This is a genomic window from Arthrobacter sp. W4I7, assembly GCF_030816215.1.
Classification (GTDB): Bacteria; Actinomycetota; Actinomycetes; order Actinomycetales; family Micrococcaceae; genus Arthrobacter; species Arthrobacter siccitolerans_A.
Window position 1 is genome coordinate 4,687,864 of sequence record NZ_JAUSXU010000001.1, and the last position, 20,400, is coordinate 4,708,263.

The 20,400-nt window shown below is 64.0% G+C and carries 12 protein-coding genes; 7 read left to right on the forward strand and 5 right to left on the reverse strand.

Features of this window, described 5'->3' with window-relative positions; genetic code table 11:
* Positions 1-3,148 precede the first annotated feature (3,148 nt).
* From trxA to QF047_RS21355, 5 genes are all read right to left on the reverse strand, one after another.
* Entirely contained in the window at positions 3,149-3,475 is a 327-nt protein-coding gene (gene trxA / locus QF047_RS21335; RefSeq protein WP_104043843.1) for a thioredoxin, read from the reverse strand.
* Between the two features lie 37 nt (positions 3,476-3,512).
* A complete protein-coding gene (gene trxB, locus QF047_RS21340; protein ID WP_307281251.1) occupies positions 3,513-4,469 on the reverse strand; it encodes a thioredoxin-disulfide reductase in 957 nt (318 codons plus the stop codon).
* A gap of 250 nt (positions 4,470-4,719) precedes the next feature.
* Positions 4,720-6,279: an ABC transporter substrate-binding protein gene (locus tag QF047_RS21345; RefSeq protein WP_307281254.1), complete on the reverse strand. Its 1,560-nt coding sequence runs from the start codon at positions 6,277-6,279 to the stop codon at positions 4,720-4,722.
* Positions 6,280-6,443: 164 nt separating this feature from the next.
* On the reverse strand, positions 6,444-8,582 hold the full coding sequence (murJ, locus tag QF047_RS21350; RefSeq protein ID WP_307281257.1) for a murein biosynthesis integral membrane protein MurJ: 2,139 nt from the start codon (positions 8,580-8,582) through the stop codon (positions 6,444-6,446).
* 61 nt (positions 8,583-8,643) lie between these two features.
* Positions 8,644-9,144 (reverse strand): NUDIX hydrolase, encoded by a 501-nt coding sequence (locus QF047_RS21355; protein WP_050057127.1) that lies wholly within the window; start codon positions 9,142-9,144, stop codon positions 8,644-8,646.
* A gap of 207 nt (positions 9,145-9,351) precedes the next feature.
* Between QF047_RS21355 and QF047_RS21360 the strand changes: the two genes are divergently transcribed.
* The 7 genes from QF047_RS21360 (at position 9,352) to QF047_RS21390 (ending at position 20,367) form a co-directional block, all read left to right on the forward strand.
* Positions 9,352-10,857: a CCA tRNA nucleotidyltransferase gene (locus tag QF047_RS21360; RefSeq protein ID WP_307281258.1), complete on the forward strand. Its 1,506-nt coding sequence runs from the start codon at positions 9,352-9,354 to the stop codon at positions 10,855-10,857.
* Complete coding sequence (locus tag QF047_RS21365) at positions 10,854-11,438, forward strand: histidine phosphatase family protein (RefSeq protein WP_306636844.1); 585 nt, start codon at positions 10,854-10,856, stop codon at positions 11,436-11,438. Before QF047_RS21360 ends, QF047_RS21365 begins: the two co-directional genes overlap by 4 nt.
* Positions 11,439-12,252: 814 nt before the next feature.
* On the forward strand, positions 12,253-13,713 hold the full coding sequence (locus QF047_RS21370) for a glycosyltransferase family 87 protein (protein WP_307281265.1): 1,461 nt from the start codon (positions 12,253-12,255) through the stop codon (positions 13,711-13,713).
* Positions 13,706-15,154 carry an NAD(P)/FAD-dependent oxidoreductase gene (locus tag QF047_RS21375; protein WP_307281268.1) on the forward strand — a complete coding sequence of 483 codons (1,449 nt, stop codon included), beginning with the start codon at positions 13,706-13,708 and terminating at the stop codon, positions 15,152-15,154. The genes QF047_RS21370 and QF047_RS21375 overlap by 8 nt, the downstream gene beginning before the upstream one ends.
* 65 nt (positions 15,155-15,219) lie before the next feature.
* Positions 15,220-17,208, forward strand: a complete 1,989-nt coding sequence (locus tag QF047_RS21380) for a penicillin-binding transpeptidase domain-containing protein (RefSeq protein WP_307281270.1) — start codon at positions 15,220-15,222, stop codon at positions 17,206-17,208.
* A gap of 36 nt (positions 17,209-17,244) precedes the next feature.
* Positions 17,245-18,927: an ABC-F family ATP-binding cassette domain-containing protein gene (locus QF047_RS21385; protein ID WP_306636840.1), complete on the forward strand. Its 1,683-nt coding sequence runs from the start codon at positions 17,245-17,247 to the stop codon at positions 18,925-18,927.
* Between the two features lie 246 nt (positions 18,928-19,173).
* Entirely contained in the window at positions 19,174-20,367 is a 1,194-nt protein-coding gene (locus tag QF047_RS21390; RefSeq protein ID WP_307281273.1) for an MFS transporter, read from the forward strand.
* The last annotated feature ends 33 nt before the right edge of the window (positions 20,368-20,400 follow it).

The following is a 20,400-nucleotide window of genomic DNA, read 5'->3' on the forward strand; positions in this document are numbered from 1 at the left end:
GGGTGGATTTGGAGCTCGGTCACCCCCCCTCTTAGGCTGAATGAGTGATAGGCGGGTTCCAGTGAGGCAATGAGTTACCAAGCCCCTGAAAGCATCAGATGTGGCTCGAACTGATGGGCCTCTAGGAACTAGCGAATGCTGGTCGAACTACTGGATATTTGCACGCCCCGCGCGTTGCCTTTTGCCCGGTGACAATTCAACATGCCGTCCGCCGGCCATCAGATCCTGACAGGACCTCGACAGCCGTACGTTCGTCGCTGCTTGCGGGCGAGCGAAGGAATCGCACTGCGTTGTCTAACCTTTGAGACGGTGCGGGCAGGAGAGCCAGGGAGGAAGGAATTGCAATTCATACTGTGATCGCGCCAAAAAGTCAGACACTCCTCACGCGGCTCGCCTCAGCGTCGCATCGGTTGAGTGTCCGGGATCAGGAGATGCACATTGCTGCGTCCAACGCCAGCCTCGCGCCGAGGGGATGACGCTGCTTGGACTGATCAGCGGGCAGCTCAAAAGTGGTGTGATTAATAGGTAAGTCGACGGTGGATAAGGCTGTGGATAACTGTGTGGATAATCGCGGCCTTCCCTGTGGATGTGAGGGCTATCTCAGGTCAGCATCCGGTCGGCAGCTGCAGCGGCTGTCCGGAGTCGGAGGGGCGGTCGTGTCTCCGGTTTCACGTGAAACGGCCCGGCCGTCAGTGACATCGCACCGTGCTGCCTATATTGGCGCTGCTTCCTCGCGTCAGCGGCCGTTTCTGGTTTATTTATGGGCAATACAGGATGCCCGCAGGGTTCGGTTCGGCCTGATACGTGGTCCCCCTTAGGCAACTGCCTGCCTCCTCTGGAGGGCCAGCCCTTATCGTAGTCACCGCAGCTGTTAGAAATGGGCTCGCCCTGGGTGCAGGCGCTGTGGATAACCGTGTGGATAACGGGGACCGAGTGCTGTGGATAAACTGGGGATAACCTGGTTCAACCGACGCGCGCGGGCACTTGAACTGGGACTACTCCCGGCGGCTCCGGCTCGTTCCTGTGCCCGGCTCCTAGGCTTGGCCCTTGGGCCCGTGGTCCGCTGCTCCCCCAGGCACGGGACGTTGCCGTCAGGTGCTCGTGTGCGGGCAAGCCGGGTTACAGGTCACCCGGCTCCACACAAAGGGATCGTCGAATTTATAGCCAGCACCAGTCAACGCCGGTCGGCAGTAACTCAACTGTGGGTTGCACACAGACAACGTGTCATTCAAACAAACACCTTATCCCTGGACGATGCGCCAGCTGGACGCTGCTATTGCGCCGATCGCGTTCCGCTCCCTGTTCCCAGTCTCACTAGCGGGACGGGCACAGCACGCTATGGCCAGACGCGGCTTGCATTCTACTGGCGCTCGACCTTGGAAGGGTGGGCTCTCTGCAGCTCCATGCATCCAGCGCAGACTACAGCGCCAAAACACCCGTTTCATCCCGTCCCATCCATGGCACTGTTCGAAGGTAGCTGGGCGGCCTCGCCAATGACTAGTCTTGGCTGATGCCGTTCACCGTCTGGAGCGCTCTGCACGTGAGGAAGGGATGAATGCCCGTAGCCTGACGATGCTATTGTTTTTTCGTTTGTTTTCCGCCCTTGGGGCTGGGCTCGATGGTAAGGAGGCTTAGCTTCGGCCGGCGCTCGGGCCCGTTGGTTCCCCTGCTGTAGTCTGAGCGACGGATGTGGCGATCCGATGACGCGGGCGTGTGCCTTCGCCAAGTGAATAGTTGCCATAGGCAGCTGACTGACGATAGGAGGGCTGGTCGGTCCTGTTTCACGTGAAACAGGAACCTGATCAGGACGGCACTGCCCGTTAGCCGGCCGGTAGGAGGCCCGGAGTTGGATGACTTTTCCTCCGAATGGTGACCGTCAGCAGTAGCCGACACCCAGGCTCGACCTCCTCTTGACCTCGATGCGTGCTGAGCCCGCTCGTTACTACTCCGACGCCGATGAGCTGCCCGGACGTCTGTCCTGGGCGGCCGCCCGTCCTGTTCGGACCTTCCCTCTTTGTCGGTGAACGCTGACAGTGCCTCCCCCTGGCCCTGATGGCCTCTCCTGGTAAGCAGATCCAGCAGCCAGCGGAACTATCGGCCTGTCCGCTTCTAAACGTCCCATTCTCGGAAAGTCTTACGACGCCTTGGTCGGAAGGAGCCCTGAGACCTGTAGTCCAACATGCGTCGACGACTATGGATGGGGGCCCGTCATATGCCAGCGGCAGTCGCGGTTGGCTCCGTTGTCAGTTGGTGTGGGCTGACTGTAGAAATGATGAGTTCTCGCCGGATTGCCTCCCGGCCAATACTCACCGACCTTCTCAGAGGGGCAGATCTCCGTGCCTGGGATGTGGATACATCCGATATAGCCAGAGAACCCACAAGGCTGTGCCTCGCTAATGGGAAGCAATGGATCTCTTCATCCTCGCGGCCCAACAACTGCATTCGTGCAGGCAGCCGCGCTTCTGTTTCACGTGAAACAAGTCGTAGCTAAGCAGATGTCATCCAGGTAATACGGCCTCCGCCATTTCGTGCTCTACTGCCGATCGAACTTTAGCGATCACTAAACCGGGTTATCCATCCGCTTCAGCCGCGCATGGACGAGTACGGTCCTTTTGGCGAACACCTACGCAATGCGATGCCGACTCCCGCATTGCAGATTGCGGACCTTTCACGCATGATGCTATGGCGGTGCGGGCGGACCCCTGCGAAAGCCGGGTTTGTCCTGCAGACTCTGGCTCCCGGGTATCCGACCCCTGGGGAGGACGAAATGACGTCGGGCGTCGAATTTCGTCGTTTCTGGCGCGACCACTGAGCGAACGTTTGGACCTCGATCTGGCGCATAGTCTTTGTCGAACGCCGCAGGCGGGGCGACCTAGGAGAACTGGAACTAGTCATCCCCGAGACAGAAAGACTTGAGGCTTGAAAGAGCCGCCTTCTGATGTGCAGATGCCCCATTTTGCCGGCGCCGATTGGCCAGGAACGTCGCTAAGCAGCACACAACAATCCTCCTCATCAGGACGATAGAGAGGCCTACGCCGTTTCACGTGAAACGCTACCCTCACCTTCGAGGGCAAACAAAAAAGCGGCCACCGCTCCTAGAGCGATGGCCACCTCTTATGGTTGCTCGACCTCCAACAACATCCGCACGCTAGGACAGGACGTCAGCAAATTCCTTCTCGAAGAACTGCTTCGGCTTCGCGCCAATAACGGTGCTCTTCACTTCGCCACCTTGAAACAGGTAAACGGCGGGAATAGAGGTGATGCCGTACTCAGCTGCAATGCCAGGGTTGTCGTCAACATTCAGTTTTACGACATCAACCTTCTCGCTGTACTCAACTGAGATCTCGTCGAGGATAGGACCGAGCTTGCGGCAGGGACCGCACCATTCTGCCCAGAAATCAACGATAACCGGCTTGTCAGAGGACAGTACGTCCGTGCCGAAACTTGCGTCTGTTACATCTTTTGCGTTGCTCATAACCTTGTCTCTCTCTTCGATGTCGCTAAAGGGGGGCTTATGCGTGCAGGTCTGCGAGGTAGTGCTCCACGTCGATGGCTGCTACACAGCCCGAACCCGACGCAGTGATGGCCTGGCGATAGGTCGGATCCACGACGTCGCCGGCGGCAAAGACACCGGGCAGGCTGGTCCTGGAACTCCTCCCCTGAACGGCGATGGTGCCCTCGGGCGTCAGCTCAAGGACGTCCTTGACAAGGTCGGTCCGCGGATCGTTACCGATGGCCACGAAAACTCCCGTGACCGCGAGATCGGAAACTGAACCGTCAACAAGGTTCTTCAACTTCAAGCCGGTGACTTTGTCTGCACCGACCACATCATCAACCGTGCTGTTCCAGATGAAGCTGATCTTCTCGTGCGCCAGCGCCCGGTCGGCCATGATCTTGGATGCCTTCAGGGAATCACGGCGGTGAACAACCGTTACGGATTTCGCAAACTTGGTCAGGAACAGCGCCTCTTCCATGGCGGAGTCTCCCCCACCAATAACTGCAATGTCCTGGTCCTTGAAAAAGAAACCATCGCAGGTTGCACACCAGCTGACGCCGTGTCCTGAAAGCCGCTTCTCATTGGGTAGGCCAAGCTCGCGGTAGGCAGAACCGGTGGAGAGAATCACGGCCTTCGCCTGGAAAGTCTCACCCGTGGCGATGGTGACCTTCTTGACCGGTCCTTCGAGCTGAAGCGACGTGACGTCTTCGAACTGGATCTCCGTGCCAAAGCGTGCTGCCTGCTTCTCGAAGTTCTCCATGAGGTCCGGTCCCATGATGCCTTCCGGGAATCCCGGGAAGTTCTCCACATCGGTGGTGTTCATCAGTTCACCGCCGGCTGTGACGGAACCTGCCAGCATCAGGGGCTTCAGGTTGGCGCGGGCAGTGTAGACAGCTGCCGTGTAACCAGCCGGGCCTGAGCCGACGATGATGACATCACGTACGTCCGACGCGGTGTTTTCTGCGATGGTCACTGGACGGTGAACCTCTTCCTTATTAGACGCGCCCGCCTTGGAGGCCGGCCACATGGCACAACTGATACTGCTGGCTGAATATTCCGGCGCCCACCAGAGCGGAAAACCGGCAGGCAGCACTAGGCCACCTCCGTTAGGCGCTCTTTCCAGACTACCGTCCCGGGGCAAAGGCAAGTGCCGCCGACCAGTCAGCCTGGTCGGCGGCACTTCACCGGATGGGCCTCAAGACACACCACCGGTGCATCTGAAGCTACTGGACCTTGATTTCTGCCAGCCGGAGTCCGTAACCATAACGGGTCTTGGGAGCGGCCAGCCGCGGAAGCGCGTTGATCGAAACGATCACGTACTGCGCCCGCACGGGCTCTGCCAGCGGGATGTTCAGGTCCGTGGACGTGAAGCTGTTTGTTCCCACTGCCTTGGCCCCGTCCATGGAGGGCCGATCGTTGGTGTAGACCGTGATGTTTCCACCGGAGCCGCCCAGCTGTGACAGCGTGATCGACGAGACGGTGGCGGGAGTCTTCAGCTTCACCACCAGCGGCACACCCTGGGGCGCGAGTCCGCCCCAGTTTTCGCTAGCAAATTCCATGTCCGACCAGTAGCTGGCAGCGTTGCCGTCGTAGGCCTTCACCAGGTCACCGTCGAATGTGGCGGCAAAGTCGAAGTCACCCTGGCGGCTGACCCCCTCAATGGCGGGCGGGACAGCGGGCGGCGCGGAAGGAGTCGCCTGGGTCGCTGCAGGGGACCCTTCGGGGGCGCTGCTGTTCGGGGCGGCAGCAGTCGGGTTGGCCTGCGGCTGGGAAGAGAACAGGCTGCCAAGATTGGTCACAGCGAATACGAGGCCGGCAATCAGGACCACTGCCAGGAGACCGCCCACCAGCCAGCGCATGGAGCGTGGTTCACGTTCCGGGGCATCCTGGTCGTCGTCATCGTAGCCGTCCTGGCCGCCGTAGGAGGCACCCGAAACGCCGCCTGAAGCAGCGCCGGCGGCTGCTGGCCGCGCAAAGACGGAAGATTTTTTCTTGGCAGGGCGTGGTTCTTCTTCCACCGGAACATCTTCATACCGCTCCTGGTCACCGGAATTGGCATAGTCGTCCTCGGACCACAGGGAGACCTTCGGCTTCCCGGACGCAGGCGCCGCCTCCTGGCTCTTCGGGCTGGAGTCGAAACTGGCAGTCGCCGGCTCTTCAGACTGCGGCGACGGGTTACCGGGGCGCTCCGACCCACTCAAAGCGGCGGCACCGGCGGCGCCACCCAGAGCGGAGGCACCAGAGGGCTTGCGTCCGGCCGCGGGCGTCGCCGCGGGGCGTGCCGGCGGCCTGGGCGGCACAACGGGCGCGCTGCGGTAAGGATTAACCTGGCTGGGATGCGTGTCCGAGTAACTGATGTAGCCGGCGTCGACGTTCTCATCTTCGTCGTCGTAAGGTTCGGGTTCATGGGACCGGGCCTGGCCAAAAATTTCGCTGCCCAGGGTGTCCGTGAAGAACGGCTCCACATACGGAGGGTTCGAGGCCACGACGAGATCCAGCAGGTCCGCGGCGGACGTGTGGTTGGTGATGAGATACGTTGCCGCTGCGGTGACGCCAAGGTCCAGTACCTGGACGTTGCCGGGGCGCTCCCCCGTGGCAACCTCGCGGGCGCTCTGGGCAACCTGCTCTGTGTTATTGGGTCCGGCAACAAGGATGCTGACCGGCCGGTTGAGCACCTGGTCCACACCATCCAGCACCAGATCGTGGTCGTGCGAGGCCAATACGGTGGCTGTGACCTTGTAGCGGCCGCCCAGTACTGATCCGACATCGATCGGGTTGGACACGTGTTCCTCCTAGACTGTCCGGTATTGCCGGCTTGGATGACGCAACCACCGTTCAGGGGCCGGCGCGAGGCGACCCTTGAATGCAACTACCCCTGTTCCCTTTCGATCCTAGCCGATTGAGCCCGGCGCACCGTGGACGAAGGCAGCGGCAGAGCGCCGCAGCATCACTTTTTTCGTGGCCGCCGCGGCTTGAAATACGGGTTCTCCCCGGCCTTCCCCTGGAAGGTCCGCCGGCCGGGCAGCGGCACCTGCTCACGCAGTACGCCGCCCCTCGCGGTACTGGGCTGGTCCTCGGCGGGGAGGTACCCGCCGTCGGACTGGCCGGTGCCGCCATCGGAACGCCGCTGCGGGGACTCCTGCGGGGCAGGACCTGCACGGAAGGAGACGGCATCGAACTCCCCGGAAATCCGGGGAATGAGGCCTGTATCCACAGAGGTGGTGGCGCGTTCCGGCGCAGGTGGCCGGTCGTCGCCGGAGGGCCCACCGGGTGAAGAGTCCGACGGCGGCGCCCCACCTTCCGTGGAAGGCGCGGCGGGTCCCCCGCGCCCCAACCGTCCCATCAGGGGCCGGAGGAGGTCCCGCAGTTCAGACACCCGGAACAACTTGAGCAGGAAGAAGTAGACCACCAGCATGACGGGGCCCACCACGACAACCGTGATCAGCGCCGTCAGCCGGTTTTGCCAGGCGAAACCGTCCGGACTGTAGCTGCCCATGAGCCAGAGTGCGCCCGCGCCCGCGATGGCGGAACCGAGCGCTGCGTAGCCCATGCGGATGTAGGAGTTGGCGATCCGCGGCCCGTCCAGGTGGCCCAGGAGCCGGCGCAGGAAGAACGCGCTGATGACCACCGACAGGATGTTGCCCACCATATAGAGGACAGCGATGGCGTAAATGATTTGGTTGACGGGCAGGAACTGGATGGCAAATGCCCCGGCCACGTATACAACGGCCAGCAGCAGTTGGACATGGAACGGGGTGCGCGCATCCTCATTGGCATAGAACACCCGCGACATCATGAAGTTGGCGCTCATGAACGGGGTGCTGAGCGCGAGGATGGTCAAGGTCTGTGCCAGCATCACCCCGTCCTGGCGCAGGCCTCCGGAGAAAAACATACCCAGTGGACCTGCGAGGGCGAACAGTGCCAGGGCTCCGAACACTGTGGCGACGGCCATGGTGCGCAAGCCGTGCGACAGGGCATCGCGCAGTTCGGCCCGGTTGCCGTCCTGGGACGCGCGGGTCATCCGGTTGAACAGGACGGTGGCCAGGGACAGGGCAATGATGGAGTGCGGCAGCAGGTACAGCTGGCTGGCCACCTCCAGCACCGCGTTGCCCGGCAGCATCTCCGCAGCGGGATCGCCCGCCTGCTTCAGGCGGATACGTTCCGCACCGGGGATCGTCGCGATGCGCATGACGTACAGGAAGGCGAGCTGCCCGACGGCGGCCGTCAGCAGGGTCCAGACGCTCAGCTTGGCTGCCTGGCCCAGTCCCACGCCGCGCCAGCCGAACCGCGGCCGGAGCCCCAGCTTCAGCCGGATCACCGGGATCATCAGGATGGCGGTCTGCGACACCACCCCGATGGTGGAGAAGCCGGCCACGAACAGGGTCTGGGTGGCACCCCAGTTGTCCAGGGTATGGGGACTGATCTCGTTGGTGCTGAAAATCCAGATGAACATGCCGAGCCCGGCGATGGCCACCACGTTATTAAGGATGGGCGCCCACATGGCAGGCCCGAACGCGCCATTGGCGTTGAGGACCTGGGTGAGGAGGGCGTAGAGGCCGTAGAAGAAGATCTGGGGCAGGCACCAGAAGGCAAAAGCCACTGCCAGCGCTTTCTGCTGCGGCGAGTACCCCTGGGTGGTGAGTTCGATGACCCACGGCGCTGCCAGGGTCACCAGGGCGGTCAGCCCCAGCAGGAGCAGGACAGCCAGCGTCAGCAGCCGGCTGATGTAATCCGCTCCCCTGTCCGGAGCCTTGCTGGCCTTGATGATCTGCGGCACCAGGACGGCATTGAATACGCCGCCGGCCACCAGCAGGAAGATCAGGTTGGGCAGGTTGTTGGCGTTGATGAATGTGTCGTTGACCGTGGACCCGAGGCCCAGGGCCGTGCCCAGCATCCAGGTCTTGCCGAAGCCCAGGAAGCGCGAAACCAGCGTTCCCGCGGCCATGATGGCGCTGGAGCGGGTTTCACTCGCACCTGCTGGGGTTGGCTGGGCAACGTCCGGGGCGGCCGGTTCCGGTGGGACGCCGTCGGGCGCCGCGTCGTCGGGCCGGCTGGACCTGTCGGAAGGAAAGTTGGAAGCTGACATCGAGTTCATCGTCTCACCCGCAGCAGCCTATTACCGCACGGCAGGGGCCGGCGGTGCGGTACTAAAGGTGTTCGGGCAGGACTTCCCGGGCCAGGTCGGCGATGCGCCGTTCATTGGGGAAGGACAGCTTGCGGGCGAGTTCCTGGATGGGAACCCAGGCAACGTCCACCGCTTCCTGGTCCGGATCGTTCTCGATGGTGAGCTCGCCGCCCGTGGCCCGGAGGAGGTAGTGATGAACCGTTTTGTGGACGCGGTGGCCGCTGACGGTAAACCAGTAGTCGATGCTTCCCAGCGGCGCGAGGATGTCCCCTTCGATGCCGGTTTCCTCGGCAATCTCACGGACCGCGGCCTGCTCGTTGTTTTCCTTGCCCTCCGGATGCCCCTTGGGCAGGCACCATTCCAAACGTCCGCCGCGATTAAGGCGGGCGATGATCGCGACCCTCAGTTCGGCGTCGGACGTGTCCACCACGACGCCGCCGGCGGAGACTTCCTCAACCGTGGGCAGCGAAGCCGGCGCCGAATGCTGGGCAGGCGCAACGTGCGCACCGATTGCCGACGGCAACGGTGCGTTCGTCCTCCTGCCGGGAGCGCTCGGTACTGGATGGGCCATGGAGTCCACTCTAACGACTGTTGCCCGTTCGTGATGACCGGAACATGACACCAACATGGACGGCATATGACGCACTTTGCCGGGAGCGGACCCAATCAGCACGATCTTGACAGTATTTTGGCCTGCGGTGCGGCTGGTTTCTGACAAGCTTAAGTAACTATGGCGCACGCACATCACAAGACTGAATCCCACACCGTCGATTTCCAGGTGGACCCGGTGGTCCTGGAGCTCGGCCAGCGCTTTGTGGACGCCGGCCATGAACTGTCGCTGGTGGGCGGTCCGGTGCGTGACCTTTTCCTGGGCCGGACGTCCCCCGATCTGGACTTCACCACGGACGCCACGCCGGACCAGACGGTGGCCCTTATTAAGAGGTGGGCGGACAACTACTGGGAGATCGGGCGGGCGTTCGGCACCATCGGTATGCGCAAGGCCGGCTTCCAGATCGAGATCACCACTTATCGGGCCGAGGCGTACGATCCTGAATCCCGGAAACCTGTGGTGGCCTTCGGTTCCTCCTTGACTGACGACCTGCTCCGGCGGGACTTCACCATCAACGCTATGGCCCTCAAACTGCCGGCCCTGGAACTGGTGGACCCGTTCGGCGGCGTAAAGCACCTGCACGCCTCCGTCCTGGCCACACCCGGCGCCCCCGAGGCGTCTTTCTCCGACGATCCCCTGCGGATGATGCGGGCGGCCCGGTTCGCGGCGCAGCTGGGCGTCTCCGTCCACGACGACGTGCGGCAGGCCATGACGCAGATGGCCGAGCGGATCACCATCATCTCCGCCGAGCGGGTGCGGGACGAACTGGTCAAGCTCATCTGTGGGGCCCGCCCCCGGGTGGGCATCGACCTGCTGGTGGAAACCGGGCTGGCGGAATTCGTGCTGCCGGAAGTCTCCGCCCTGCGGCTTGAAGCGGATGAACACCACCGCCATAAGGACGTTTACCAGCACTCGCTCCAGGTGCTGGAGCAGGCGGCGGAGCTCGAAACGGACGCCGAGGGGCCTGTGCCGGGGCCGGACTTTGTGCTGCGTTTCGCAGCATTGATGCACGACGTCGGCAAGCCGGCTACGCGGCGCTTCGAACCGGGCGGCGCGGTGAGCTTCCGCCATCACGACATGGTGGGCGCCAAGCTCACCACCAAGAGGATGAAGAAGCTGCGGTTCGACAATGACAGCATCAAGGCGGTGGCCCGCCTGGTGGAACTCCATATGCGCTTCTACGGCTACGGGGAGGCAGGCTGGAGCGATTCGGCGGTCCGCCGCTATGTCACCGACGCCGGGCCGCTGCTGGAACGGCTGCACCGGCTGACCCGCTCCGACGTCACCACGCGCAACCAGCGGAAGGCCGAACGGCTTGCCTTCGCCTACGACGACCTCGAAGACCGGATCGCAGCCCTTCGCGAACAGGAGTCGCTGGATGCAGTCCGCCCCGACCTGGATGGTGCCCGCATCATGGCCCTGCTGGGCCTCAAACCGGGTCCGGTGGTGGGCCGGGCCTACAAGTTCCTGCTCAACGAGCGGATGGAACACGGACCGCTGCCTGTCGAGGAAGCGGAGGCCAGGCTCCTTCGCTGGTGGGCCGAACAGCCTGAATCAGCACCTGCCGGAGCCCGGGCTGGAACCTCTCCTGACGCCGTCGACCCTTCCTTTAAGGAGTCCAAGTGACCAATCCCGCCCTTGCCCCCCGCCCCCAGCTCTGGATCCTGCGCCACGGCGAGACCGAGTGGTCCAAGAGCGGGCAGTACACCGGGCTCACCGACCTGCCCCTCACGGTGGAAGGTGAACAGCAGGCGGTGGAGGCCCGGAAGGTGCTGGATCCTGTCGACTTCGATCTGGTGCTGACATCGCCTTTGCGGCGGGCCCGGCGTACTGCCGAACTCGCAGGCTTCCCCGACGCCCAGCACGAGCCGCTTGCTGTCGAATGGAATTACGGTGACTACGAAGGGATCAGCTCGGACCTGATCCGCAAGGACAACCCGGATTACCTGATCTGGACGCATGGCGTGCCGAACGGTGAGACGCTCGATGAGGTGGCGGCGAGGGCGGACAAAATCATCGGCCGCGTGCTCGAATCGGGAATGGATAACGTGCTTGTTGTGGCCCACGGGCACTTCTCCCGGATCCTCACGGCGCGCTGGCTTGAACTTCCGCCCGCCGAAGGCAGGCACTTTATTCTCGGCACCGCGAAAGTGTGCACCCTGGGCTGGGACAAGAGGACTCCGGCAATTGTCCGTTGGGGCCTTTAAGCAGCATTTCCAAATCTTTTGGAAAGTACCGCGGATTAGGTAGCCAGCCGGCATATTCGTGGTGTAGCTTTATTCCTGACCCCAGAGCCTTTTGCCGGGGTCACGGCGCACGTTGCCTCAGCATTGAGCAACGGCAGAGCAGAAAAGGAGGTTGGGAAAATGATTACTTTGACTAGCGGATGGAAGATGACCATCACCGCAGCCCAGGCCTCTGATGCTTTCGCGCGCCCGTTTAGGGGTAATTCCGGCTCCTAGCCTTCGCCTTTCCTGCCGGCACTGAAACCGGCGGCGCGGCGGCAGTTGTGTGCACAGGTGTCAGTACCCTTGCGTCCACTGCGTTCAACGCGGGATAAGTCTCTTTAGCCCTGGCTAATTACTTTCGCGGCTTTCGGCCTTGGGCTTTTAGTGATAATTCCCTGCGCATAAACCATTCTGCCTATTACCGTGCATTCCTATGCCCAAATCCGCATCCAAGTGCGGTGCGAAGCGGGCTCAATTGTCGCGCCCATTCTGCGGGCCAAGCAATTCGAAAGGAGGTGACCGCATGATAAAGAAACTTCAACAGCTCCTGCTTCCGAAACGGGGAAGGCGCAGGAGCCGAGCCCAATTCAACCGCCCATTGCTGGACAAGCAGCGGGAAGACGTTTTCGTCCTGATGCACCAGCAAATGGGCGGCCTGCGCTGACCCACATGCCGGAGTCCGGGAGAAAACAATGAAAAATTTCGATGCGGTACAGGAGCCCACGCGGCGGCGCGTGGGCTCCTTGTCCCGTCCTTTCCAGCACCTGGGCGGGGCGACGGTAAGCTCGATGGCATGCAGGAGAACCAGCCGCCGGAGCATCGAGGGCGGTCCCGCCTCGTAGTCCCCAGCCGCAGCGATGTCCTCCTGCGCAACTTCACCGAAGTCATCGGCGGGCCCCTTGGATCACGTTCCGCGCCGGGGATAGTCTCGCCCGGGATCTTCACCGTTGAACGTGTCCTGATCCTTCTGACGGTTCTGTCTGCCCTGGCAGGGATCCTGGTGAAGGGTTATTGCCGGGTCAATGGCTGGGAATCCCCCACACAGTTCTATGCCACCTGTTATTCGGACTTTCCCGATCTGTTCCGGAACCGGGGACTGGCAGAGGGGACGTTTCCCGTCCTCGGTTCCGGAAGCCAGTTCGAGTACCCCGTCCTGACCGCCCTGATTGCCGGGGTGACGGCCTGGCTGGTCCCCGGGAGCGGCATATCGGATGCGAGGGTGCTCGCCTACTTCGACATCAACCTCACGCTGCTGGCGGCGGTCACCGTCGTGACGGTCCTTGCTACAGCCCGGATGACAGGCCGTCGGCCATGGGACGCTGCCATGGTGGCCCTGGCCCCGGGCATCGTGCTGGCCGGGACCATTAACTGGGACATGTGGGCCGTAGCCATGCTCGCCCTGGGCATGTATTTCTTCTCGCGGCAACGGCTGGTCCTTGCTGGTGTCCTGATTGGACTGGGCGCGGCCATGAACTTCTATCCGCTGCTGGTGCTGGGCGCCGTCCTGCTCCTTGCCCTCCGCACCGGACGGTTCCGTCCCCTGCTGGTCACGGCGGGGGCAGCCGCTGCATCCTGGCTGGCCGCCAATCTCCCCTTCGCCGCGGCCAACCCCGCCGGCTGGGTCTACTTTTTCCAGTTCAGCGCCGACCGCGATGCCGGGTACGGCTCGCCCTGGTTCGCCTACAACCTCGTTGCAGAGCGGGTGCGGTGGACGGAACTCAGCCCGGCCGCCGTCGACCTCTTGTCCCCTGGCCTCTTTGTGTTGTCCTGCGCCGCGATTGCGGCTGTTGCCTTGACGGCCCCGCGCCGGCCCCGCCTGGCCCAGCTTGCCTTCCTCATCGTGGCGGCGTTCATCCTCACCGGCAAGGTCTACTCACCGCAGTTTGTGGTGTGGCTGATCCCCCTGCTTGCACTGGCACGGCCGCGATGGCGGGACTTCCTGATCTGGCAGGGCATCGAAGGCCTGCATTGGGCAGCGGTGTGGATGTACCTTGGACAGGTGACCAGCGCAGGCTCTTCCCAGCACAACCTGGATATGCCGTACTACGTCCTGGCCGTGGCTGCGCACATGGCCGCGGTGGGCTACCTTATGCTGCGCGTGACGCGGGACATCTACAACCCCCGCTACGATCCCATCCGGCGGCACCACCTGGACGACCCCCATGGCGGTCCTTTCGCCGGCGCACCGGACGGGTTCCGGTTGGGCCCCGGGGGTTCCTCTGTCCTCCCGTGCAAAGCAGGGGCCAATGCCTGACGTTGTGGTGGTGGGTGCGGGACCCAACGGACTGGCAGCCGCAGTGGTAATGGCACGGGCGGGCCTGTCGGTGGAACTCTTCGAGGCAGGCTCCACGATCGGCGGGGGCACCCGCACCAGTGAACTGATACAGCCCGGGCACTTCCACGACGTCTGCTCGGCCGTGCATCCCATGGCAGTAGCGTCCCCCTTCTTCAAGGCCTTCGAACTTTTTCGGCGGGTCAACCTCATCACGCCCGACCTGTCCTACGCCTCGCCCCTGGACGGTGGAAGGGCCGCCCTGGCCTACCGGTCTCTGGACCGGACAGTTGAGGCGCTGGGCCGCGACGGCGACGCCTACCGGCGGCTCATGGCACCGCTTGTCCGGCGCATCGACCACGTCATGGACTTCACCCAGAACCAACTCCTCCGCCTCCCGCGCAACCCCGTGGCGGCGGGGATCTTCGGGCTCAGGACCCTGGAACAGGGATCGGGCCTGTGGAACGCCCGGTTCAAGGAAGAGCTGGCGCCTGCCTTGCTCTCCGGCGTTGCTGCCCATGCCATCTCCCACCAGCCGTCCCTCGCCGCTTCCGGCGCCGGGTTGATGCTGGGGGCACTGGGACATGCCGGAGGGTGGCCCATTCCTGAGGGCGGATCAGCTTCCATAGCTGCGGCCATGGCCCAGGACCTTACTGCCCACGGCGGGGTGATCCACACCAATGCGCCGATCGACCGGCTCAAGGACCTTCCCGCTGCACGTGCCACCTTGTTGAACGTGGCCCCGCAGGGGCTGCTGAACATGGCGGGCCACGCCCTTCCCGCGCGCTACCGGGGAGCGCTGGAGTCCTTCAGGTACGGGAACGGCTCATGCAAAGTGGACTTCATTCTGTCCGGGCCGGTGCCGTGGACTGCGCAGGAACTGGCCAACGCCGGAACCGTCCATCTGGGCGGCACCCGGGCAGAGGTTGCCCGCGCTGAGAACGAAGTCAGTGCCGGCAGGCACCCGGAACGGCCCTACGTGCTGGTGGCCCAGCAGTCCCGCTTCGACTCCAGCCGCGCCCCTGCGGGACACCACACCCTCTGGGCCTACTGCCACGTACCGGCCGGATCAACGAGGGACATGACGGAAGCGGTAACCGCCCAGGTGGAGCGGTTTGCGCCGGGCTTCCGGGACCTGGTGGTGGAGTCCAGGGCCATCACGGCCGCAGGGCTGGCCGAGTACAACCGGAACTACGTGGGCGGGGACTTCAGCGCCGGAACCATGGACATGCTGAACCTTGTCCAGCGGCCCGTGGTGTCTCCGGTGCCATGGCGGACGCCCTTGCGCGGGGTCTACCTTTGCTCCTCCTCCACACCTCCCGGTCCGGGCGTCACCGGCATGCCGGGCTACCATGCCGCCAGATATGCCCTTCAGGACATATTTGGCCTCGGAGTCCCGTCACTGGCCCGTGACGCGGCCTAATCCCTGCCCGGCCCGCTCACTCCGCAATGGCAAGCCGCAGTCAAAAACCGGGGGATAATGGCGCGATGGGGATATCTACAAAACTGTCTTTGGGCATCGCTGCCGTCATTCTTGGAACATCGCTGGTGGCCTGCGATGACGGCAGGAGCGGCGCCGAAGCCGCCGTTAAACAGTTCGCCACTGCGGTTTCCGAACTGGATGTGGGCTCGGTGCCCTTCGATGGCAAAGATCCGGCAGCCGCGAATGATCAGCTGAAGAGCGTTTTCGCCGCACTCGACCCCGAGAAGCCGGCCGTTGAAGCCGGAGAGCTGACCCTGGACGGCGACAACGCCGCAGCACCGCTGAACTACACCTGGAACTTCGGGGGTGCCGAATGGAAGTACACCCTGTCCGCGAAGTTCAAGAAGTCCGGGGACAAGTGGCTGACCGTCTGGGACCCTGCCACCTTGGCACCGGGCCTGGCGGACAGCGAGATCCTGACCAAGGGATCACAGTCACCCCAGCGGGCGGACATCCTGGGTGCCGGCGATGTGCCCCTGGTGACATACCGCCCCGTGGTGAATGTCGGCATCGACAAGCCGCAACTGGGGGCCGCGGATCCCGGTGATTCCGCCGGCAAGCTCGCTGCCCTCGTGGGGGTGGATCCCGCAGCTTACAGCCAGCAGGTGCAGGCCGCCGGCGCCGAGGCTTTTGTGTCTGCCATAACGCTGCGCGATGAAGGCCGCACCATCACGAACGAGCAGATTGCAGCCATTCCCGGGGCGCGTGCGATTCCCGCCTCCATGCCGCTGGCTCCCACCCGCACCTTTGCCCGCGCCGTCCTCGGCTCCGTCGGCGAGGCCACGGCCGAGCAGATCGAAGGATCCGCAGGTGAGCTGACGGCGGGAGCTGTCACGGGCATCGGCGGGCTGCAGCAACAGTACGACGAACAGCTCAGGGGGACGGACGCCGTCGTCATCCGTGCCCAGCGCGCTGACCTGACCAGGGAACAGATCCAGTCCGCCGCAACGGATCCGCGCCGGGTCCTCTTCGAAGTGAAGCCCACGCCCGGAACGCCGCTGAAGACCACCCTGGACCCTACGCTGCAATCACTGGCCGAGACCACACTGGAAGGCGTTAAACCGGCCTCCGCGATTGTGGCGCTGCGTCCTTCCACCGGGGCTGTCCTGGCCGCGGCCTCAGGGCCGGGAAGCAACGGTTACAACACAGCAATGCTGGGCCAGTACGCACCGGGTTCCATCTTCAAAATGGTGGACTCGCTGGCGATGTTCCGGAAGGGCCTGACCCCCGATTCGAAGGTTGAGTGCACGCCCACTTTGACTGTGGACGGGCGGACTTTCAAGAACTCTGAGGGGTACCCGGAGAGCTCCCTGGGTTCGGTGGCGCTTCGCGATGCGTTCGCACACTCGTGCAACACGGCCTTTATCGCGGCGCGGGATACCGTCTCCCAGAGCCAGCTCGAGGCAGCAGCCCTGGCGATGGGGATCGCCGTCGAAGCGCCGACCCTCGGCGCGGATGCCTTCCTGGGCTCCGTCCCCGGCGAGGCCGCCGGCACCGAGCACGCCGCCTCCATGATCGGCCAGGGCAAGGTGCTGCTGTCCCCTCTGGCCGCTGCCATGATGGCCGGCTCGGTTGCCAAGGGCGCCCCGGTAGCGCCGCAGCTTGTGCTGAATCCCGACGCCGGCGCTGCCGCCGAAGGAACCACCAGCGGAGCCTCTGTTCCGGCAGCCCAGCCCTCTGCCACGGCCAGTGCTGAGGCACCATCCCAGGCCTCCGGGAATCCCATTACCCCTGAGGAAGCCACGAAGCTGGCGGACATGATGCGTGCCGTCGTGACATCCGGACATGCCGGCTTCCTTGCCAGCGTCCCCGGCGCACCCGTGGGGGCCAAGACCGGCACCGCCGAGTTCGGCAACGAGAACCCGCCCAAGACGCACGCCTGGATCGTGGCCGTACATGGCGACCTTGCCGTGGCTGTGTTTGTGGAGGACGGCGGCCTGGGCGCAACAACCTCCGGCCCGCTGCTGCAGAAGTTCCTCACCGCCGCCGGCTAAAAATCCGGGAGCATGCTCCGTGGGAAGATGGACTGCGTGGCCCATATTGACGTTTCCGGTATCGATTACTTCCTCTCCGACGGCACCCAACTGCTCAACGGAGTGACCTTCAAGGTTCCGGACGGCACCAAGACGGCCCTCATCGGGCCCAACGGTACGGGCAAAACCACGCTGTTCAGGATTATCGCCGGCGACCTGACTGCCGATGAAGGCGTGGTCGGCCGGTCGGGCAACATGGGCATTATGCGGCAGTTCGTGGGCCAGGTCCGCGACGGATCCACCGTCCGTGACCTGCTGGTGTCCGCGGCCCCGCCCGCCCTGGCCGCCGCAGCCCAAGAGGTGGACGACGCCGAGCTGGCCATGGTGGAGCACGACGACGAGCCCAGCCAGATGCGCTATGCCCAGGCCATCGTGGACTGGGGGGACGCCGGGGGTTATGACGTCGAGACCGTCTGGGACGAGGTCTGCATGGCCGCGCTGGGACTCCCCTTTGACCGCGCCCAGCACCGCCCGGCGTCGAGCCTTTCCGGCGGCGAGCAGAAAAGGCTGGTCCTCGAAGCGCTCTTTGCCGGCCCTGACGACCTGCTGCTGCTCGACGAACCGGACAACTACCTGGACGTGCCGGGCAAGCGCTGGCTTGAGGACAAGCTGAATGAATCCAAAAAAACTGTCTTCTTCATCAGCCACGACCGGGAACTGCTGAACAACGCCGCGGGCCGCATCGTGACGCTTGAGCCCGGCATCAACGGGGCGGGAGCCTGGATCCACGGTGGCGGCTTCGGCTCCTACGTGGAGGCGCGGGCGGACCGGAATGCCCGCTTCGAGGAACTTCGCAAGCGCTGGGACGAGGAGCACGTCAAGCTCAAGGAACTCGTCAACATGTACAAAAACAAGGCCGCGTTCCGCTCCGACATGGCCAACCGCTACCACGCGGCCCAGACCCGGCTGGCGAAATTCCTGGAGATCGGGCCGCCCGAAGCGCTGCCCATTGAGCAGAACGTGCAGATGCGGCTCAAGGGCGGCCGGACCGCCAAGCGCGCCATCGTTGCCGAGAAGCTGGAACTGACCGGCCTGATGAAGCCGTTCTCCACGGAAGTATGGTTCGGCGACCGCGTGGGCGTCCTGGGGTCCAACGGCTCGGGCAAATCGCACTTCCTCCGGCTGCTGGCCACAGGAGGGACCGATCCTGAGCGGGAGCACGTGCCCGTGTCCGACGTCGAAATCGCCGAAGTGCCGCATGAGGGCACGGTGAAACTCGGCGCCCGTATCCGGCCGGGCTTCTTCGCCCAGACGCACGTGCGGCCGGACCTGCTGGGCAAGACCCTCCTGGAAATCCTGCACCGCGGCGACGAACACCGGTCCGGGCTGGGCCGTGAGGCAGCAGCGGGCGCGCTGGACGGATACGGGCTGGCCGGGCAATCAGAGCAGAAGTACGAATCCCTGTCCGGCGGGCAGCAGGCACGGTTCCAGATCCTGCTCCTGCAACTGAGCGGCGCCACGCTGCTGCTCCTCGACGAACCAACGGACAACCTTGACCTGCACTCCGCCGAGGCCCTTGAACGGGCCATCGACCACTTCGAGGGCACCGTCCTGGCGGTGACGCACGACCGCTGGTTTGCCCGGACCTTCGACCGCTTCCTGGTGTTCGGATCCGACGGGAAGGTCTACGAATCGGACGAGCCGGTGTGGGATGAGAAGCGGGTGGAGCGCGCCCGCTGACCCCCAACGCTCTCTCAGTTAATGCGCGTTTTTCGCTCACCCTCTCGCACCGGTGCGAGAGGGTCGGTGCTTAAGGTGCGTTAAGTGAGAGAGGGTCTGGGGCCCGGCTGCCGCGGCGAAATGGGAAGCACAGGCCAGGGCCCTTGTGGCCGGCCTGGACCGTGTGGACATTATGGTGGCGGACAAGCAGTTCAGCCCGGACGAACGACGACGACTTGATGACAACTCTGTGGAAGTAGTGAATGTATGAGCATCAACACCGGTACGGCACAACAGGCTGGACTTAAGGCAGCCGCGGCTGCCACTTTTGTTGTCTTTGGCATCAACGGACTGGTTTTCGCCAGCTGGGCGGCGAGGATTCCCGCTGTCACCCAAACACTGCAGATCACCTCCGGACAAATGGGCACCCTGCTGCTGTGCACCGCCGTCGGCTCACTGCTCGCACTGCCCACTGCCGGATGGGTGGTAGGGCGGCTCGGTACGGCCAACACCGTCCGTCTGGGCGGGTTGCTGGCCTCGGCCGCCGGGGTGGGCATTGCGCTCTCGCTGGCCGCCGCATCCATCCCCGGCACAGCCGTTTCCCTGTTCTTCTTCGGAATAGCCATTGGCCTGTGGGACGTGTCCCAGAACATCGAAGGTGCCGACGTGGAACACAAGCTGCGGCGCACCATCATGCCCCAGTTCCACGCTGCGTTCAGCGGTGGCGCCTTTCTTGGTGCGCTCATCGGCGCGGGACTGTCAAACCTCGGTGTTGACCTGCCGCTGCACCTGCTGGTCATTGTGGGCATTGTGCTGGTGGTGACCATGGCCGCGCCCCGTTACTTCCTCCCGCACGTCGCCATCCCGGCTCCCGCGGAGGGCGCGAAGGCTGCCAAAGGCCCCTCTGCCTGGCGGGACAGCAGGACTGTACTGATCGGCGTCGTTGTGCTTGGCGCCACCCTGACGGAAGGTGCAGGCAACGACTGGATCGCCAAGGCATCAGTGGACGGCCTGGGCACCACCGAATCCACCGGCGCCCTGATGTTTGCCCTCTTTGTCCTGGCAATGACGGCGATGCGCTTCCTGGGCGGCCGCGTCATCGACAAGTACGGCCGGGTTGCCGTCCTCCGCGCCAGCATGGCCGCAGCCGCCGCCGGGCTCTGCCTCTTCGTGCTCGCCGGGAATGCCTGGCTGGCCGCAGGCGGAGCCGCACTCTGGGGCGTTGGGGCTGCCCTCGCATTTCCGATGGGCATGTCCGCTGCCGCTGACGACCCCCAGCGCGCCGCAGCACGGGTTTCCGTGGTGTCTACCCTGGGATACATCTCGTTCCTGGCCGGTCCTCCCCTGCTGGGCTACCTGGGTGACCTCACCGGAATCCATCACGCACTGCTGGCCATCCTTGCGCCCATCCTCGTGGCACTCCTGCTGGCAGGCGCGGCCAGGCCGTTGAAGGCCAGCTAGACCGTAACGCCCGACGAAGGGGCGGCTGCGCTG